The organism is Arthrobacter sp. R-11 (assembly GCF_049913155.1).
In the GTDB taxonomy this organism is placed as follows: domain Bacteria; phylum Actinomycetota; class Actinomycetes; order Actinomycetales; family Micrococcaceae; genus Arthrobacter.
In genome coordinates, this window is the sequence record NZ_CP183979.1 from 2,034,616 (window position 1) to 2,052,509 (window position 17,894).

13 protein-coding genes and 1 pseudogene are annotated in these 17,894 nt (G+C 62.5%); 6 read left to right on the forward strand and 8 right to left on the reverse strand.

The genetic code is table 11. From position 1 onward, the window contains the following. Positions 1-513: 513 nt before the first annotated feature. The 5 genes from pntB to ACN9M4_RS09210 all read right to left on the reverse strand — a co-directional run bounded on the left by pntB (position 514) and on the right by ACN9M4_RS09210 (position 7,339). Positions 514-1,986 carry a Re/Si-specific NAD(P)(+) transhydrogenase subunit beta gene (pntB, locus tag ACN9M4_RS09190; RefSeq protein ID WP_426303210.1) on the reverse strand — a complete coding sequence of 491 codons (1,473 nt, stop codon included), beginning with the start codon at positions 1,984-1,986 and terminating at the stop codon, positions 514-516. Next, positions 1,983-3,548, reverse strand: a complete 1,566-nt coding sequence (locus ACN9M4_RS09195) for a Re/Si-specific NAD(P)(+) transhydrogenase subunit alpha (RefSeq protein WP_426303211.1) — start codon at positions 3,546-3,548, stop codon at positions 1,983-1,985. Before ACN9M4_RS09195 ends, pntB begins: the two co-directional genes overlap by 4 nt. Positions 3,549-4,734: 1,186 nt before the next feature. Beyond that, positions 4,735-5,337 carry a TetR/AcrR family transcriptional regulator gene (locus tag ACN9M4_RS09200; protein ID WP_426303212.1) on the reverse strand — a complete coding sequence of 201 codons (603 nt, stop codon included), beginning with the start codon at positions 5,335-5,337 and terminating at the stop codon, positions 4,735-4,737. Positions 5,338-5,425: 88 nt separating this feature from the next. After that, positions 5,426-6,292 (reverse strand): alpha/beta fold hydrolase, encoded by an 867-nt coding sequence (locus tag ACN9M4_RS09205; RefSeq protein ID WP_426303213.1) that lies wholly within the window; start codon positions 6,290-6,292, stop codon positions 5,426-5,428. Between the two features lie 48 nt (positions 6,293-6,340). Then, a complete protein-coding gene (locus ACN9M4_RS09210; RefSeq protein WP_426303214.1) occupies positions 6,341-7,339 on the reverse strand; it encodes an NADP-dependent oxidoreductase in 999 nt (332 codons plus the stop codon). Positions 7,340-7,365: 26 nt separating this feature from the next. Between ACN9M4_RS09210 and ACN9M4_RS09215 the strand changes: the two genes are divergently transcribed. Then, a complete protein-coding gene (locus ACN9M4_RS09215; protein WP_426303215.1) occupies positions 7,366-7,698 on the forward strand; it encodes a hypothetical protein in 333 nt (110 codons plus the stop codon). A 95-nt stretch (positions 7,699-7,793) separates the two neighbouring features. Here ACN9M4_RS09215 and ACN9M4_RS09220 read toward each other — a convergent pair whose 3' ends face one another. Then, positions 7,794-8,129: a carboxymuconolactone decarboxylase family protein gene (locus ACN9M4_RS09220; protein ID WP_426303216.1), complete on the reverse strand. Its 336-nt coding sequence runs from the start codon at positions 8,127-8,129 to the stop codon at positions 7,794-7,796. A 132-nt stretch (positions 8,130-8,261) separates the two neighbouring features. Between ACN9M4_RS09220 and ACN9M4_RS09225 the strand changes: the two genes are divergently transcribed. The 3 genes from ACN9M4_RS09225 to ACN9M4_RS09235 are packed head-to-tail and all read left to right on the forward strand — an operon-like array spanning position 8,262 to position 10,600. After that, positions 8,262-9,155 (forward strand): helix-turn-helix transcriptional regulator, encoded by an 894-nt coding sequence (locus ACN9M4_RS09225; protein WP_426303217.1) that lies wholly within the window; start codon positions 8,262-8,264, stop codon positions 9,153-9,155. 2 nt (positions 9,156-9,157) lie between these two features. Beyond that, positions 9,158-10,144 (forward strand): aldo/keto reductase, encoded by a 987-nt coding sequence (locus tag ACN9M4_RS09230; protein ID WP_426303218.1) that lies wholly within the window; start codon positions 9,158-9,160, stop codon positions 10,142-10,144. Positions 10,145-10,165: 21 nt separating this feature from the next. Beyond that, complete coding sequence (locus tag ACN9M4_RS09235) at positions 10,166-10,600, forward strand: cupin domain-containing protein (RefSeq protein ID WP_426303219.1); 435 nt, start codon at positions 10,166-10,168, stop codon at positions 10,598-10,600. A gap of 219 nt (positions 10,601-10,819) precedes the next feature. Here the strand turns inward: ACN9M4_RS09235 and ACN9M4_RS09240 are convergent. Further along, positions 10,820-10,951, reverse strand: a pseudogene (locus tag ACN9M4_RS09240) (hypothetical protein); the annotation flags it as partial. Between the two features lie 187 nt (positions 10,952-11,138). Further along, a complete protein-coding gene (locus tag ACN9M4_RS09245; RefSeq protein ID WP_426303220.1) occupies positions 11,139-14,423 on the reverse strand; it encodes a beta strand repeat-containing protein in 3,285 nt (1,094 codons plus the stop codon). 395 nt (positions 14,424-14,818) lie between these two features. Between ACN9M4_RS09245 and ACN9M4_RS09250 the strand changes: the two genes are divergently transcribed. Together ACN9M4_RS09250 and ACN9M4_RS09255 are read left to right on the forward strand one after the other, a co-directional pair. After that, positions 14,819-16,717 (forward strand): O-antigen ligase family protein, encoded by a 1,899-nt coding sequence (locus ACN9M4_RS09250; protein ID WP_426303221.1) that lies wholly within the window; start codon positions 14,819-14,821, stop codon positions 16,715-16,717. 62 nt (positions 16,718-16,779) lie between these two features. Further along, on the forward strand, positions 16,780-17,718 hold the full coding sequence (locus ACN9M4_RS09255; RefSeq protein WP_426303222.1) for a 5'-3' exonuclease: 939 nt from the start codon (positions 16,780-16,782) through the stop codon (positions 17,716-17,718). Positions 17,719-17,894 lie beyond the last annotated feature (176 nt).

Below are 17,894 nucleotides of genomic sequence, written 5' to 3' on the forward strand. Positions count from 1 at the left end.
CAGAAAAACTCATCGCTTCCCTGCGCGCCAACGTTTCGCGAACCCGCACTGCCGGGGTCAGCACCAAGCGTGACCGCCGGCACTCTGGTCACGGACCCGTATCAACGGACCCACCGAAGCCGGAGAACACGGGCTGCTGGCCCGCCGATAAGCTCCGACACCGCACCCGATCCAGTCATTACAAAGCACGCGTTTCCACCCCGTAAACAAGGCTGTAGTACTAGTTCGCTGCTCCTGGAGTGACGGGTATGGGCGCAGCTTCTCGCCTAATCCTTCGGATTTTGATATTCCAATAATTCGTGATTGCAGTGCAGTAAGAACTCGTGTCTGTAGTGAAGGCCTATCCAAGGGGATGCAAAGTAGTCGTCGATGCCAAAGGCTTGCGCATAGGGTCCTTCCTCGCCGCCCATGATCTCATTTGGCATACGCGGAGGAAGTGCTGTCAGAACCAGGCTTGGGGATGCTACTCGATTTCTGGGCATGGTCTCTCCTCATCTTGGAAGATGCGTTCGGTCAGAAGGCGCGGAGGATATCTTCGACGCGCTGTTTGGCGTCGCCGAAGAGCATTTGGGAGTTTTCCCGGTAGAAGAGGGGGTTTTGGACGCCCGCGTAGCCTGCGGCCATGGAGCGTTTGAAGACGACGACGTTCTCTGCCTCCCAGACGCGGAGGACAGGCATTCCGGCGATGGGGCTGCCGGGGTCTTCTGCTGCTGCAGGGTTGACGGTGTCGTTGGCTCCGATAACGAGGACGACTGTGGTTTCGTTGAGGTCGTCGTTGATTTCGTCCATTTCCAAGACAATGTCGTATGGGACTTTGGCTTCGGCGAGGAGGACGTTCATGTGTCCGGGCAGGCGACCGGCGACCGGGTGGATGCCGAACTTGACGTCCACGCCCTTCTCTCGGAGCTGATGAGCGAGTTCCGCGACAGGATATTGGGCCTGTGCCACGGCCATGCCGTAGCCGGGGGTGATGACGACGCTGGATGCATTGCTGAGTAGCTCCGCTGTTGCCTGGGCAGAGATTTCACGGTGCTCGCCGTAGTCGGTGTCTCCGGTTTTGGGGGCTTCGATGCCGAAGCCGCCGGCGATCACGGAGAGGAAGGACCGGTTCATAGCTTTGCACATGATGTAGGACAGGTAGGCGCCGGAGGAGCCAACTAGCGCGCCGGTGATGATCAGCAGATCGTTATTGAGCAGGAATCCTGCGGCGGCTGCTGCCCAGCCGGAGTAGCTGTTGAGCATGGAGACGACGACGGGCATGTCGCCGCCACCAATGGAGGCGACGAGGTGCCAGCCAAGCCCCAGGGCGAGGAGGGTGACAACGATCAGCAGCCACAGCTGGGTGTCGTTGACGTACCAGATGGTCAGGGCGACGAAGGCGGCCAGGGAGCCGAGGTTGATGACGTTCTTGCCCGGCAAGGTCAGCGGTGACGACTTCATCCGGGCGGAGAGTTTCAGGTACGCGACGATTGAGCCTGTGAAGGTGACGGCTCCGATGAAGACCCCGATGAACACTTCTGCGTGGTGGATGCCTTGGAGGGCTTCGGGTAGTTCGGGAGCTTCCAGGTGTCCGTTCCACCCGACCAGCACTGCGGCGAGGCCGACGAAGCTGTGTAGCAGGGCGATGAGTTCGGGCATTCCGGTCATTTGGACTGCCTGGGCCCGCCACAGGCCGATAGCCGCGCCTATCAGGACCGCGATAAGGAGCAGGATTAGACCCACGAGGCCGTGGCCTGAGCCCCAGGCATCCTGGAGGGTTAGCCAAATGGTGGCTGCCAGGGCAATTGTCATTCCGAAAATGCCGTAGATGACCCCTGCGCGTGCTTTTTCGTGCCTGCTAAGACCGGCAAGGCTGAGGATGAACATGAGGGCCGCAACGATGTACGCTGCTCCGGCCACGGATTCTGCGGTCAATAGACCGGAGGCGGTGTCGGTCACTGTGGTGCTCCTTGTGAGAATTCTTGTTGCTTCGCGTACGGTGCTCATCCCTGCGCCTTATTTCCCTTGGAGAACATTGCGAGCATGCGCCGGGTGACGGCGAAGCCGCCGAAGATGTTGATGCTGGCAAGCAGGACGGCGACAGCGGAGAGGGCCTGCACAATGAGGCTTTCCGAGGTGATTTGCAGCAACGCGCCAACGACGATGATCCCGGAGATTGCGTTGGTGACGGACATCAGGGGAGTGTGCAGGGCGTGGTGGACCTTGCCAATGACGTAGAACCCCACGACGATGGAGAGCAGCAGAACGGTAAAGTGCTGGGGCAGGGGAGCCGGGGCCACTGCGTTGATCCCGAAGAGGACTGCAATTCCTGCAGCGACAAGACCGGCTTTACCGGCGGGGCTAAGTCCCGTCTTCTTCGCTGCTTCACCGGCAGGGCTCTCTCCTGCGCGTGCAGCGTCCGCGTGCGCGGCGGGTGCTGCGGAGACTTGGACGGGGGGCGGCGGCCAGGTTTTTTCACCGTCACGCACCACGGTCACGGAGCGCTGAACCACGTCATCGAAATCGATGGTGAGCTGGCCGTCTTTGTCCTTGGTGAGGAGCTTGAGGAGGTTCAGGAGGTTGGTCCCGTACAGCTGGGATGCCTGGGCCGGAAGCCGGGCCGGGAGATCCGTGTAGCCGAGGATGACGACACCGTTTTCCGTAACGATGCGTTCCCCTGCCACGGAGCCTTCCACATTGCCGCCCTGCCCGGCCGCCATATCCACGATCACGCTGCCGGGTTTCATTGCGGCTACGTCGTTGGCCGTGAGGAGTTTCGGTGCGGGACGGCCCGGGATCAGGGCCGTGGTGATGATGATGTCAACGTCACGGGCCTGCTCGGTGTAGATTTCCGCCGCGCGCCGGTTATATGCCTCCGACGTTGCTTTCGCGTACCCGTCGGAGGACTTCATTTCCTCCTCTACCTCAACCTTGAGGTAGGTCCCGCCGATGGACTTCACCTGATCCGCAACCTCCGGCCGCGGATCAGTAGCCCGCACGATTGCGCCGAGGCTGCTCGCCGCTCCGATCGCCGCCAGGCCGGCGACGCCCGCGCCAGCGACGAGGACTTTCGCCGGCGGGACCTTGCCCGCCGCGGTGACCTGTCCGGTGAAAAACCTGCCGAACTCGTGCGCTGCTTCGATGACAGCCCGGTAACCCGCGATGTTTGCCATTGAACTAAGGACGTCCATTGACTGCGCTCGGGAGATACGGGGTACGGCATCCAACGCAAGAGCGGTGATGGGCCGGGCGGCCAAGGCCTCCACCAGCTCCGGCCGCAACCCAGGGCTCAACATACCGATGAGAGTGGCACCATCTGCGAGGCGGTTGATTTCGTTCTCGGTGGGCGGATTGATCCTGAGCACCACGTCGCTGCCCCACGCATCATCAGCACCTACGATCCAAGCGCCCGCCGCAGCATATTCTTCGTCCCGGAAGGACGCAGATTCACCAGCGCCCTTTTCGACTACAACGTCGTAGCCCAAACCCAACAACTGCTTCACGGTGGCAGGCGTTGCCGCCACCCTCGTTTCGTGACCTAGCTCGGCCACAATGCCTATACGCGTCATTATTTTCTCTCTCTAGGACGTGGTGCCTGGGAAATACTGCATCTGCTATGCCCGCTCGATGCGCGACCGATTCGATGCTTCTGCGATGCGGTTGAACAGGATCTGCTGCATTGCTTCACCCAGACCGCTGGTCGAGTGGTGCTGCCGGATATGGTTGCTGTACGGCGTCCCTCCCGCAGTGTGATGAGGACATGCTCCGTCCGCGTTGCGCCGCTTCATGGACCTGCGGCAGACCCGGCGGGGCCCATTCCAAGCTCCTCGGCCAGGGCCTCAGGCCGTTGCGGAACTTCACGGCCGGGGCAGTAGCCTGTGTAACAGTCGGCGGTCGTCTTGCTTATAGCCTCGACAATTTGCGGTGCCGTCGAAATGTTGATGTCGCCAAGATGGCAGGAAACCGCGGTTGCTTTGAGTTTTCCGAGCGCCTCGGTCTGCGCCAAGCTGAAGGAGTTCACTGCCCGGCCGTTCGAGATGGTGCGCGAGTCGGTGCATCTGGCTTACTCCTCATTGAGTCAACAATCGATCCTCCAGCGGATCCCGACCTATCATAGAATTGATATATCAAAGATTGCAATCAGATATATCTGGGATCCGCGACGCTTCCGGCGACGTCCCACTGGTCCTCCTACCGGAGGACCGCGCCGGTCGCCATTGACTCGGCGAGGACCTGCCCGCTGACCCCCGGCGGGTCGAAATGGGGATAGTCGGAGACGGGCTCGCCCAGCCATTCGTGAAGGACCGCCGGTTCCGAGCCCGTTGTCCGGGGCGTGATCGGCGAAGCACGCTTGACCTTAACTGAGTGTGCATGGAACTGCGGCTGACTTGCCGCCAAGTAGGCGCTCGTCCTCGAGCCCCTCCCCGCCCTGATGTGACTCGGCAACTGTCAGTTCTGAGGGGGCTTACCGGACCACACGCGTTGCATTGTGCGGCTGCATGTTCGACGACACTGGGCGTGGCGTCATCGTACTCGGGGTGCCGGTCCATCATCTCGGACCACACGCGTTGGGCTCACCGACTTTGACTACGCCGGACCTGGACTGGTCCTGTCAACGAGGACCGTCGAAGGACATGTCAAGAGCATTCTGGCCAAACTACGTATGACCTCCCATACCCAGATCGCTTCATGGATGAACCGACGATCGGTCCCGGCCCGCTAGGCGGCGTTCCATCGAAGTTCTTGCCGGAGGCGTCAGCGGGGCATCAGCAGGCTGATTTGAGTCCTGATGTCCTGCACGATCGCCTCGGTACTTAAGGCAGCGTTCACGCTTGCCGCCATGCTGAGGAACATGATTGCCGAGACAATGCGTGCCGTGGTTGCGGCATCACCGGGTCCGGTCAACTCCTCCCGGCCCAAGATGCCGGTGATGGCTTCCTCAGTCTGCGCGACGATGGAAAGGGCCACGCTGTGCTGCGGCTCTGTCGGGTCCCCGAAGACCATCTCCCGCAGGTAAGTGCGCCCGTTGTCGACCTGGATGCGGTTGCATTCCACGATCGGCCGCACGATGGACATCACCGCATCCAGTGCATCCGGGATGGTTTCAGCGTCAGTCCGACCCCGTTCGAGCGCTTCGGCGTAGTGGGCGTTCTGGACGAGGAGGAGGAGTTCTCCCTTGGTTTTGGCGTAGAGGAACAGGGTCCCGGTGCCGATGTCGGCTTTGTCGGCGATCTGCTGCGTCGTGACATCTTCGACTCCGTGTTCGGCAAACAGCTCGCTGGCTGCGGCAGTGATGCGATCGAGCTTCAGCTGCTTATTTCGCTCGCGCCGTCCGAGCGGCTGGGACGCTACAGGCATGAGGGTTCCTTTGAACGTAACTGACTGGACTCAGTTATGAGTATAACGAGACCGGCGCCCAGAGCGGCTTCTTATCGTCGAGCGATGGTCAGTTGGCGAGAAAATCGACGACGGCGGGGGCGAACTTGGCGTGGAATTGGAAGATGCCGCCGTGGCCGGCGTCGGGGTAGATGATCAGCTTGGATCCTTTGATGCGCCGGTGCAGGTCCTCGGAGAGGACCGATGGCACCATGCGGTCGTTGTCGCCGTTTGCGATGAGGGTGGGCTGGGTGAGCTTTGACAGGTCCGACGGTGCGGAGCGGCCGAACTTCCGGATTGCTTTCAGCTGAGTTTGGAACGCCTTGGTGCTGATCGGTTTGTCGCGGTCGATGGTGCGCTCCTGAAGGCGCTTGATGAACGCCTTCGCGGCAGGCTTGCCGGTAGCGCTGCGGTTGAAGAACAGGAATTCCTTGGGGTCCGATCGTGTGAGGGTTGCGCGGAGGATGTCCCGGTACGTGGTGCCGACAACCTTGTCGATGTCTTTGCCGCCGCGCGGGCCGGTGCCGGTCAGCACGAGCTTGCGGACAAGGCCGGGATGCTTGAGGGCCAGGTCCTGGGCGATCATGCCGCCCATTGAGAAGGAGAAGACGTCGATTTTGTCGAATCCGAGGGCCTGGATGAAGGTGTAGGCATCGTCGGCCATCGTCTCGATGCTGTCGGGCACCTGCCCGGTGGAGGCACCGACGCCGGGTTGGTCGAAGGTGATGACGTGACGGTTCTTCGCGATGGGATCGATGATTCGGGGATCCCAATTATCCATGGTGGCAGCGAGGTGCACGAAGAACACCACGGGGATCCCTCCCGCGGGTCCCAGCTCCCGATACGCGTAGGTGACGCCACCGGTGGTGATGGTGCGGGCCGGTGCTTTCGTATGCGAGGTGACGAGGGGTTCGTTCGAGGTGTCGGTGTTGCTCATGAGGGTTGTTCTCCTGGATGGTTCTGTGAGATTAGTGGTCGGCGCGGGTCATCCGGCGAGAGTGACGACTGCTTTGCCGCGGATGCCGCCCTTGGCGAGGGATTGCAGCGCTTGGGGGGTCTGGGCGAAGTCGAAGACTTTACCCACGATCGGGCGCAGCACGCCGTCGTCGACCAGGGCACTGATCTGGCGCAGCTGGTTGCCGCTGGCACGCATAAAGAGGAACTCGTAGCTGACGCCAAGCTTCTTCGCCTGCCTGCGGATCCTGCTGCTTAGCCCGTTGATCGCAAGGCGCAGCACAGGGTTCAGGCCGGCATTGCGTGCGAACGCCGGATCAGGTGGGCCGGAGATCCCAATCGCTTTACCGCCGGGCTTGAGGATGCGCAGTGACTTCTGGAGGTTCTGCCCGCCGAGGCTGTCCAGCACCAGGTCGTATCCGCTCAGGAGCTGCTCAAAGTCCTGGGTGCGATAGTCGACCACGATGTCTGCCCCGAGGTCGCGAACGAAGCTGGCGTTGGAGCTGCTCGCGGTGGTTGCAACGGTCGCACCGAGGTGCTTGGCGAGCTGGATGGCGATTGAGCCGACCCCGCCGGCACCGGCGTGAATGAGAACCTTCTGTCCGGGGCTCACGTTGCCCTGCTCCACGAGGGCCTGCCATGCGGTAAGCGCCACCAGCGGCAGCGAGCCGGCCTCCTCCATGGTGGCCGATGCGGGTTTCAGTGCAATGTCTTCCTCGGCGACGGCGATGCGCTCGGCGAACGTGCCGATGCGGTCTTTGTCGGGGCGGGCGTAGACCTCGTCGCCGGGCTTGAATCCGCGCACGTTTGCCCCGACACGGATGACGGTGCCGGCGACGTCGTTGCCGAGGATCAGCTGGAGCTTGTAGGGGAGGATCTGCTTGAACTCACCCAACCGGATCTTCTCGTCCAACTGGTTCAAGCCTGCTGCCTGAACCTGCACGAGCACATCGCGGTCCCCGACCGTCGGCTCAGCGACCTCCGCTTCGCGCAGCGGCTCCTTGTACTTGGTGATGACGAACGCTCGCATGGCGTGGTGTTCCTTCCCTACAATAAATGAGTCAACTCAATTATGACTTAACTCAATTTATTGTCAAGGGTGACTGTCAGGCGAGGCTGGTAGAACAGAGCCTCCGACGATGGCAGCGCCTGGCGTTCAACCATTTCCCGGAAGTTGTCCGGCTGGAGCAAGCGCGATCCGGGCCTCAAGTGTTGATTCCTGCGCGCCGTAACCAAGCTTTGTCCGAGCTGACTGCCCACATGAAAGGCTCCATGCCGGGCATGCACAGATTTGCGACGGAGGCCTGGAATCTGAGCGGCGAGGCTCGTTTGACACGATTCGAAGCAGAGTCAGCAGCAAGCGCCGCCACAGGTTGGAGGGCTCTGTGACCTCGTCTGAAACGTACTTGCCGGAGCATGGAATGGAATGGTCAGTGGTGTCGCTCGAGCCCTAGTGCGCCGATAGACCGCAATGGATCCCGGTGTCAGGCGTCTTTGATGACGTTCTTCAGTACGGTCGTCGCTCCCATCCCGTTGGGCCAGCCGGCGTAGAAGGACAAATGCAGCAGGGTTTCCTTGAGCTCCTCGTCGGTGACGCCGTTCTGGCGGGCGAAACCGAGGTGGAATTTCAGCTGGTCCATCTTGCCCAGGGAAGCCAGCGCAGCGACGGTGATCAGGCTGCGATCGCGCTTGGACAGATCCTCGCGTTCCCAGACCTCATCGAAGAGGACTTTGTCGGTGTAATGGACTAATCCAGGGGCGAAGTCGCCGAAGGCGTTCTTCCCGCCGCTCCACCCGGCGCTCTGCTCTTCTTTGCTCACAATATTTCACCTTCGTTGTAGTTGCCCGGATGCCCATATTCCATCGCCACGGTGGCGACGAAGGGAGTCTCCAGCGAAGGGTGTACCAGTGGGGACTCCCTCCGAGACAGTGGCCGAAATAGCGTTGTCTGCATGAATACCAGGGACGAAGCACGGGAATTCCTCATGTCCCGTCGGGCGAACATCAGCCCCGAGCAGGCTGGGCTAGCCGTCTCGGGGCACCGTCGCGTGACGGGCTTGAGGCGGGGCGAGGTCGCGATGCTCGCGGACGTGAGCCCGGAGTACTACGCCAAGATCGAGCGAGGCAACCTCGTCGGGGTCTCCGACTCTGTGCTGGAGTCCGTCGCCCGCGCCCTACAAATGGACGATGCCGAGCGCGAGCACCTTTTTGATCTCGCGCGGGCGGCAAACGGGGGTGCGCAGCCCGTGCGGCGGCGCAAGCCGAAGACGTGGGTGGCGAGGGATAGTCTGACCCGTGCGCTGGAGGTCATCGTGAACGGCCCGGCGTTCGTACGCAACGGACAGATGGACATCTTGGCGACCAACGCCCTAGGTCGCGCCTTCTATGATGAGGTCTTCGACGGGCCCGGGCAGGGAAACCTCGCCCGGTACTGCTTCCTGGACGAGCGCGCCAAGACGTTCTACCCGGACTGGGAGGCGGCCGCCGACGTCACCGTGGCGATCCTGCGCACGGAGGCTGGCCATGATCCTCGTGATAAGCAGTTGCATGACCTTGTCGGCGAACTCTCCACCTGCAGCGATGCGTTCCGCACACGGTGGGGTGCGCACAACGTCCGCCGCCACGGCTCGGGCACGAAAGGTTTTCACCACCACGAGGTCGGCGACCTCACCCTCACGTACGAGGGTTTGGAGCTGACTGCCGAGCCGGGGCTTTCGTTCCTCATCTACACAGCCGAACCCGGCTCGCCGAGCGAGCAACGGCTGCAGCTGCTGGCGAGCCTCGCCGCCACCGCGACGGCGCTGCCGCGCCCCGTGCTCGACGACACCACCACTACGAAGGACTGATCATGCACACCAGAACACTTGGCCAGGGCCTCGAGGTCTCCGCGATCGGGCTCGGCGCAATGGGTATGTCCCAGAGCTACGGACCCAACCCCGGCGACCGCGATGAGATGATCGCCGTGCTGCGCTCGGCCGTCGCCGAGGGCGTGACGCTTTTCGACACGGCCGAGGTCTACGGGCCGTATGTCAACGAGGAGCTCGTCGGTGAGGCACTCGAGCCGATCCGCGATCAGGTCGTGATCGCCACCAAGTTCGGCTGGGACATCCGGGACGGCAGGATGGTCGGCCTTGACAGCCGGCCCGAGCAGATCCGCCGCGTCGCAGATGAGTCCCTGCGCCGCTTGCGAACGGACGTGATCGACTTGTTCTATCAGCACCGCGTCGACCCCGAGGTTCATATTGAGGATGTCGCCGGCGCTGTCGGCGAACTCATCGCCGAGGGCAAGGTGAAGCATTTCGGCCTCTCCGAGGCTTCCGCCACCACGATCCGCCGCGCTCACGCCGTGCAGCCGGTCGCCGCGGTCCAGAGCGAGTATTCGCTTTGGACACGGGATCCCGAGGCGGAGGTGCTGCCGGTCCTGGCGGAGCTCGGCATCGGATTCGTGCCGTTCAGTCCGCTCGGCAAGGGATTCCTCACCGGCACGGTCAACTCGGGGACGACTTTTACCGACGGCGACATCCGCAACCGTGTCCCGCGGTTCGAGGCGGAGAACCTCGCCGCGAACCAGAGGCTCGTCGACCACGTGAAGGCCCTCGCCGAGGCGAAGGGCGCGACGCCGGGCCAGATCGCGCTGGCCTGGTTGCTCGCGCAGCAGCCGTGGATCGTGCCGATCCCCGGCACCCGACGCGCCGAGCGCATCCGGGAGAACGCGGCTGCCGCTCAGCTCACACTCTCCGCAGACGAGCGCGCCGATCTCGACAGCCTTGCCCAGCGCTTCGGCGTACGCGGAGACCGCTACAACGCCGAGCACATGACCTATGTCAACCGCTAGTCGCAAAAGAAGGAAAGCACAATGACGGGCAACGAATTCGACCAGATCTTCCCGCGCGGAGAGAAGAACGACGCCTACGTCAAGTACTTCACCGGCCAGAGCTACCTGGCCCCGCTCGCCTCGGGAAGTGTGCCGGTCAGCAACGTCTCTTTCGAGCCGGGCTGCCGCAACAACTGGCACATCCACCACGGCACAGACGGTGGAGGCGACCAGATCCTGATGTGCACTGCGGGCAGCGGCTGGTACCAGGCCGAGGGCGAAGGCCCCGTCAGCTTGGAGCCAGGAACGGTGATCCGGGTGCCGGCAGGCACGAAGCATTGGCATGGTGCGAAGTCCGACTCGTGGTTCTCCCACATTGCCTTCATCACCCCTGGCGAGGACGTCAGTAATGAATGGCTCGAGCCCGTCACCGACGAGGTGTACAGCGCGCTGAAGAACAACGGAGAGAACGTATGAGCATCCTGAAAGGCCTTCGGGCGGGCAATGAACAGTGAGAGGCTCGCCAGCGGACGGGAAGGGACGTCGATGCACTCGGTTCCGGTGTAGCAGAACCGAAGAACGCAAAAGATCCGGTCCCGCTTGGTACCGGATCTTTCTCATCCGAACGAGTTGCACCCAGTGTGCAGCAGATCGCTCGGCTGCGGCGTCCGCATCACCCGATGCCAGGATCCGGACCCGTTCGGCGTGGTGGTCGATGGTATTTTCTCCGCCGTAGAGCGTAGAGAACCTGCGGTAGAGGAGCCGGTGGATCTGCGGATGGAGCTGATCGACAATGCGTCCCAGCAGGGGATTGTCTGCCGCGGCCATGGGGACACTGTGGAACCGGTCATCGGCGTCGAGCGCAGCGCAGGCATCCTTGCGTTGACCGCCTCCGCGAACCCACAGACTCTTGATCGCCCGGAGCCTTGGTGGGGCGTGGATCTGATCGTCTCTTAGAGGCAAGGGGCAGTGCCTGTCAGTTTCTCTTCTGACAGGCACTGCCCTTAGCCGGCCTCTACTTCACTGCTGTGGTGGCGGTGGAGGTTTTGGCGGCGACGGTGTAGCCGGTCTTGCGTCCGGTGACCGTGACGGTGAGCGTTTTGCCGATGTCGGCGCTGACGGGTTTGTAGCTGTTGGTCGTGGCCCCGCTGATGGCGGTGCCGTTGGCTTTCCACTGGTAGTAGAGGTTGACCGGGGCTGGTCCCCAGGTGCCGGGGTTGGCGGTAAGGGTTTGGCCGACCGCGGGTGTGCCGGTGATGGTCGGCACGGCGGTGGTGAGTGTTCCGGCAACGACCGCTGCGGTGGCGGCGGAGGTCCTGGCCGTGGTGGCGTAGCCGGTTTTGGTTCCGGTGACGGTCACGGTGATGGTTTTGCCCAGGTCCGCTGGGGCGGCCTTGTAGGTGGAGGCGGTGGCTCCGGTAATGGCGGTGCCGTTGGCTTTCCACTGGTAGGTCAAGGTGACCGGGGCCGGCCCCCAGGTGCCCGGGTTCGCCGTGAGGGTGAGTCCGACCTTCGCGGTACCAGTGATCGTCGGCACCGGAGCCGTCAACGCCGGGACAGTGGCCTTCACTGCTGTGGTGGCGGTGGAGGTTTTGGCGGCGACGGTGTAGCCGGTCTTGCGTCCGGTGACCGTGACGGTGAGCGTTTTGCCGATGTCGGCGCTGACGGGTTTGTAGCTGTTGGTCGTGGCCCCGCTGATGGCGGTGCCGTTGGCTTTCCACTGGTAGTAGAGGTTGACCGGGGCTGGTCCCCAGGTGCCGGGGTTGGCGGTAAGGGTTTGGCCGACCGCGGGTGTGCCGGTGATGGTCGGCACGGCGGTGGTGAGTGTTCCGGCAACGACCGCTGCGGTGGCGGCGGAGGTCCTGGCCGTGGTGGCGTAGCCGGTTTTGGTTCCGGTGACGGTCACGGTGATGGTTTTGCCCAGGTCCGCTGGGGCGGCCTTGTAGGTGGAGGCGGTGGCTCCGGTAATGGCGGTGCCGTTGGCTTTCCACTGGTAGGCCAAGGTGACCGGGGCCGGCCCCCAGGTGCCCGGGTTCGCCGTGAGGGTGAGTCCGACCTTCGCGGTACCAGTGATCGTCGGCACCGGAGCCGTCAACGTGGCACCAGCTGCATAAGACAGATTCAGGGTCGTCGTGCTGCCGGAGCTGGTAGCAACCAGGCTCGCGCCGGCTTCAGAGTTCCCGTTCCCTGAGTACAGGTTCCCCAACGTGGTCCCGTAAGGCGTGACTTTGACGATGTACTTGCCCGTGGTCGCACCGGAGACGGTGTACTTACCGGAAGCGTCTGTGTTGGTCGAGCGGGTCACGAGTGAGCCGTCTAGCGTGTATGCCTGAACCAAGGCGTCAGGCAGCGGCTTACCAAGCTTGTCCAGAACCGTTCCGCTGATCTTCGCTCCCGTCCCGAGGGCTGCGCCGATGTTCGGGGTGGTCTGGCCGACCGTGACCTGGACGCCGGAGGCCTGTGCCGGCCCTGCCGATTCCGGCTTGTTCTGGTAATACTGCGCTTCCTCTGTCGAGAACCCGCTTGAACGGTTGAATGCGACCTTGTACGTGCCGGAGGTAAGTCCCTTGATGCTGTAGCTCCCATCGCTGCTCGAATAGGAGTTGCGGACCACTGCTCCCGAGGAGTCGAGGACACTGACCGGGTAGTAAGCCCGGACTCCGGCGATCTTTCCGGAAATCGTGCCCCCCGCCTGGAGGGAGAAGTTGATTCCGGTACGGTCAGAGCCGGTAGCCAGACTCAGCACGGAGGCTGTGCCGAAGGATGTTCCACCGAACCATTGGTCGGTGGCCCCGCTGGATGCTCCGTCGAACAAGACTTTGTAGCTACCTGACGGGATCCCAACAGCCCGGTAGTTTCCGTCGGCGGACACGGAGGCCGTGAACGCTGCTTCGTTGGAGGAATCGCTCTTGAATATTCTGACAATGCTCTCGTCGAGGTTAACACCGGCCGGCGCGGTGATCTTGCCGCTGATGGTTGCACCTTTGATGAGGGTGGCGTTGATGCCGGTGAGGTCCTGGCCGGTGGTCAGCGCGACGGGGTTGGCGGTTTCGAAGGAGGTGGCGTTGTTGTACCACTGGTCCAGCGCACCGGTGTTCCAACCGCTGAAGTGTAGTTTGTAGCTGCCGGCCGGGAGGCCTTGGAGCCTGTAGGTTCCGTCGGGAGCGAGCCCACTGTTGTCGGCCCACTGTTTGTCGCTCGTTACTGCTTGGATCTGAACCTGGCTGGCGTCCACACCCAGGGGCACGGTGACTTTTCCGGAGACGGTTGCACCCTTGATGAGGATGGCGTTGATGCCGGTGAGGTCCTGGCCAACAGCCAGAGCAACGGGGGTTGCAGTGTCGAACGTGGCTTTGTTGTTGTACCACTGGTCCAGCGCGCCGGATCCGTATCCTCTGAATTCGAGCTTGTAGTTACCGGAGGGGAGGTCCGGGATCTTGTAGCTGCCGTCCGCGGCAACTTCCCCGTATCCGGTCCAACTGTTGCTATTGCTTGGATATGCAAGGACCGCTACTTGATCGAGGTTTACGCCCACCGGTGCGCTGATTTTGCCGCTGATGGTCGCTGCTTTGAGGAGGGCGGCGTTGACGCCGGCGAGGTCCTGGCCGGCAGCCAAGGTGACGGGGGTTGCAGTTTCGAAGGAGGCGGCGTTGTTGTACCACTGGTCCAGGGCGCCTGAGCCGTAGCCATTGAAGTTGAGTTTGTAACTGCCGGCGGGAAGGCCTGCGATCGTGTAGGTGCCGTCAGGTTCTGCGGGCGCGCTTCCAGCCCATAGGTTGTTGCTTGCTGTTCGCGCATTGACGGTCACCTCGCTGAGGTTGACGCCTGCTGGTGCGGTGATCTTGCCGCTGATGGTCGCGCCCTTGACGAGAGCGGCGTTGACGCCGGTGAGGTCCTGGCCGGCGGTCAGTGTGATCGCTGTAGCGGTTTCGAAGGAGGTGGCGTTGTTGTACCACTGGGTCAGCGCGTTCGAACCGCCAAAAGCGATTTTGTAGCTGCCCGCGACCAGGCCAAGGACCTTATAGCTCCCATCGGCAGAGAGCAGCACACTTCGAACGTAGCTCCCCTCGGGGGAGTAGACACCGGCAACAACGCTACTTAGGTCAACGCCCGCGGATACGCTGACCTTTCCGCTGATGGTGGCACTCTTGACGAGGGCTGCATTGATGCCTGTGAGCGCCTGACCGGCTGCAAGCGTGATCGTGGTGGCCGCGTCGGAAGACACCGCATTTTGATACCACTGGTCCAAGGCCCCCGCGTCGTAGCCGTAGAACTCCAGTTTGTAGTTTCCCGGGGCCAAGCCCGAGAGTTCATAGCTTCCATCGGGTGCAAGCCCTGTACTCGAAGCCAAGCTCTCGGTGTCGGTAAATGCGGCGACCCAGACCTGATTAGGATCGACACCGGCTGGAACGGTGACTTTTCCGCTGATTGTCGCGGTTTCCGCTGCGGTCGCTGGTAAACCTCCTGCCAGGACGAGTAGCAGGCTGGCGATTAGGGCCAGGACAAAGCGTGGGCATAGCTTTTGAACAAGGTGCGGCATCATTTCTCCCCATTGACGATGAAGTCATCGAATTTGTCCAAGCCCTTGAAGAACTCGAAACAAGCGACAGGGTAGCATTCAGTTGACTTGACAACGAAGGGACTTCGTCGCATGGGGATTCTGCTACGCAATATGTCTGAATACGGCTTTACAGCATGGTGAAAGAACCGATGATTGTGGGCAATAACTGGGGTGCAATTTCGAGGTTTGCGCCCCATGCGTGTATTTCGCTTGTAACATTTTCGGTTCTGGTGTTTCAGCCCGGAGGGCTGTACCGCTTTGTCTGGGCCAAGGTCATCGTTCTGGCATTAGCGGTCATCTTTGGGCTGCTTGCCAGCCGGGGTGGCTCGATCCCGTGGTTGCTTTGGTTGGTACTCGCCGGGATGGGTGCCTGGTTGCTGCTCGCTGCCGTCTTGTCCGAGGGTCCCGGGGCAAGTCTGATGGGACGGTGGCCCCGCTATGAAGGATTACCCGTCCTTGCGCTTTACCTTGGACTATTCGCAGTGGGGGCGCGGGTATTGGCGGGGCCCAAGTCGGTGTCCCGCTGGATCCTGCTTCGCTCGTGCTCCTCCGTGGCGTCCGCCGTTCTGTTCGGCGTGAGTGCGCTCGAGGCCGCGGGGCTTCGTCCACTGGGCGGCCCTCTTGATGCAAGACCGGGAGCTACCCTGGGCAACGCCACAGACCAGGGGCTGATGGCCGTGCTCTTGTGTGGCCTTCTGATGGCTCCCGCGGAATCGGACTCCGCAGCCGTCAAGTGGCTACTTCGGGTGGGCTGGGCGGCCTCGGTTCTCGTTGTGCTGCTTTCGGGTTCCAGGGCGGCCCTGCTCGGCCTGGGGTTGCTGTTCATGTTCGCGCTGATATGGCGGGTGAGGAAACCCGGCGGCATGAGTTGGCCTGTGGTCGGGAAAGGCCTGCTTGCCCTCGCCGCCATTGCTGCTGTGGCCGTGATTGTTCCCGGAATCCGTGAACGCTTGCTGAGCGGTGAGACTGTCGCCGGGCGGTGGCTCCTGTGGGAGCAAACGGTGCAACTGATAGGCGACCATTTTTGGTTTGGTGTCGGACCGAGTGGATTCGTGGACGCTTTTCCGGCATACCTGACCGAGACGTGGACCCGTGAGGTAGGTAACGACTTTCCCGTTGATTCACCGCATATGTGGTTGCTCCAAGCCGCGGCTGCAGGTGGTGTTCCATTTCTCCTGCTTGCGCTCCTGGCCTGTTCAATGGGTGTTGTTCTTGGCGTCAGGAGCATCCGGTCAGTTGAAAGTCCAAGACAGCGGCTGACCTTGCACTCTGCCCTGTGTGCGCTTGCGGCGTGTGGTGCGGGAATGCTGACCCACTTCACTTCGCCGGGAACAACAGGACTGTTGGCCTTCGTCGCAGGCGGGATCCTTGGAGCCTCAAGCGCGCATTCCCCTGAGCGCCAGACGCGGGTCAGTCCCAGACTGTCCGGGGCCGGACGAGGTGCCCTCCGCGCAGGGGCGATCGCCTTGTTTGTTCCGGTCTTGGCCGTAGGAATTCTTGCAGGGGCAGCTGAGTGGCCTATGAAAACCGGTGCTCAGCTCGCTGCCGAAGGCAGAATGGACGCCGCCAACGAGTCATTTGCATCCGCCTCCAAGCTGCGCCCCTGGGATACAGACACGGCCCTGCTGGCGGCGCAGGTCTTTGCGGGACCGGCGGCCGACGGCGATCCGTCGGCGGCTTCCTTTGCCATCCGGTGGGCGGCAAAATCCCTTGAAAGGACCCCAAAGTCATTCGAAGCTGGACTGGTGTTGGCGATCGGCCAGGCGAACTCGGGCGACCTTCACGCGGCCAAGAGACGCCTGGACGATCTCATCCGCCGGGCGCCCTTTGATGAAGGGCCATATGTCCAACGCGGAATCGCCAACTTCGGGCTGGGGGACATCGACGCGAGCATTGCCGACCTCCACCAAGCCGCACAGCTGGCGCCCAAATCAGACACGCCGTGGAGCATCCTTGCCCGGATCTACGCCAGACTTGGAAATGAGAGCGCGGCCGCCTCCGCACAAGTCCGCGCAGACGCATTGCGGCCCTAAAGCTCCCTTCTTTCGGGTCGGAGGGCCTTGGGTCCGAGACTGCCTGGGTGTAAGGATCGCTTATGCCCGACCGTTTGATGCTTCTTGATACCGCGTCTTTGTATTTTCGTGCTTTCTTCGGTGTGCCTGATTCGATCCGCCGTGCCGACGGTATGCCGGTGAACGCTGTTCGCGGCTTGTTGGAGATGGTCGCGCGGCTCATCACCGAGTATGGCGCGACGCATCTGGTGGCGTGTTGGGACGATGATTGGCGTCCTGGGTGGCGGGTGGATCTCATCCCCTCGTACAAGTCGCACAGGGTCGCCGAGGCGGTGGCGGGCGCCCCGGACGTGGAGGTGGTGCCGGAGGCGCTTGTGGCACAGGTTCCCATGATCCGTCAGGTGCTCCGTCTGGCGGGCATCGCCATTGTCGGGGCTGCCGGGCATGAAGCCGACGACGTCATCGGCAGCTATGCCAGTCAGGCCGACCTTCCTGTCGACGTCGTGACGGGGGACCGTGATCTGTTCCAGGTGGTCGATGACGCCCGCCGGGTGCGGGTCCTTTACACAGCGAGGGGCATGAGGAACCTTGAGGTCGTGACCGATGCCGTTGTCGTTGGCAAGTATGGCGTGCTGCCGGAGCAGTATGCCGACTTCGCGGCGTTGCGCGGGGACGCCTCGGACGGGCTGCCGGGCGTTGCCGGGATCGGGGAAAAGACGGCGGCGTCCTTGCTCTTGGCTTACGGCACGCTGGACGGGTTGCTCGCTGCCGCGGCGGATCCAGGCAGCAGCTTGGCAGCGCCCGTGAGGTCGAAACTCGCCGCTTCCGCTCACTACCTGACGGTTGCGCCCGCCGTCGTGAACATCGTGCGCGACCTCGCGCTGCCCACTCTCGACGACGCCGGAGCGCGGCTGCACCCCATAGCCGGAAATGCGCGTACTGAACTCGAACGCCTCGCAAGCGATTGGAACCTCGGTGGCTCGACCCAACGATTGCTTGACGCTCTCGACCTCCGCCAATGAGTGCACGTCATCCCTTCGACGCAACAGGAAAAACCTGACCATTCGCGCCCTGGCTGGACAGATGGCGGGCTGGTTCCCGCCCTCCAACACCAGGTCCGAGGAACCGGTCCCGGCCGTCCCCGACTGGCAACCCGCAGGAAAAGCCAGCAAACTAGGTAAGGGGTAATCAGGGGAGC

Bases quoted from the DNA above. Each gene is read 5' to 3' on its own strand.
- ACN9M4_RS09255 (WP_426303222.1), top strand. From the start codon at position 16,780: ATGCCCGACCGTTTGATGCTTCTTGATACCGCGTCTTTGTATTTTCGT.
- ACN9M4_RS09195 (WP_426303211.1), bottom strand. From the start codon at position 3,548: ATGACGCGTATAGGCATTGTGGCCGAGCTAGGTCACGAAACGAGGGTG.
- ACN9M4_RS09225 (WP_426303217.1), top strand. From the start codon at position 8,262: ATGAATACCAGGGACGAAGCACGGGAATTCCTCATGTCCCGTCGGGCG.
- ACN9M4_RS09215 (WP_426303215.1), top strand. From the start codon at position 7,366: ATGAGTCAACTCAATTATGACTTAACTCAATTTATTGTCAAGGGTGAC.
- ACN9M4_RS09230 (WP_426303218.1), top strand. From the start codon at position 9,158: ATGCACACCAGAACACTTGGCCAGGGCCTCGAGGTCTCCGCGATCGGG.
- ACN9M4_RS09235 (WP_426303219.1), top strand. From the start codon at position 10,166: ATGACGGGCAACGAATTCGACCAGATCTTCCCGCGCGGAGAGAAGAAC.
- ACN9M4_RS09250 (WP_426303221.1), top strand. From the start codon at position 14,819: ATGGTGAAAGAACCGATGATTGTGGGCAATAACTGGGGTGCAATTTCG.
- ACN9M4_RS09205 (WP_426303213.1), bottom strand. From the start codon at position 6,292: ATGAGCAACACCGACACCTCGAACGAACCCCTCGTCACCTCGCATACG.
- ACN9M4_RS09210 (WP_426303214.1), bottom strand. From the start codon at position 7,339: ATGCGAGCGTTCGTCATCACCAAGTACAAGGAGCCGCTGCGCGAAGCG.
- ACN9M4_RS09200 (WP_426303212.1), bottom strand. From the start codon at position 5,337: ATGCCTGTAGCGTCCCAGCCGCTCGGACGGCGCGAGCGAAATAAGCAG.
- pntB (WP_426303210.1), bottom strand. From the start codon at position 1,986: ATGAGCACCGTACGCGAAGCAACAAGAATTCTCACAAGGAGCACCACA.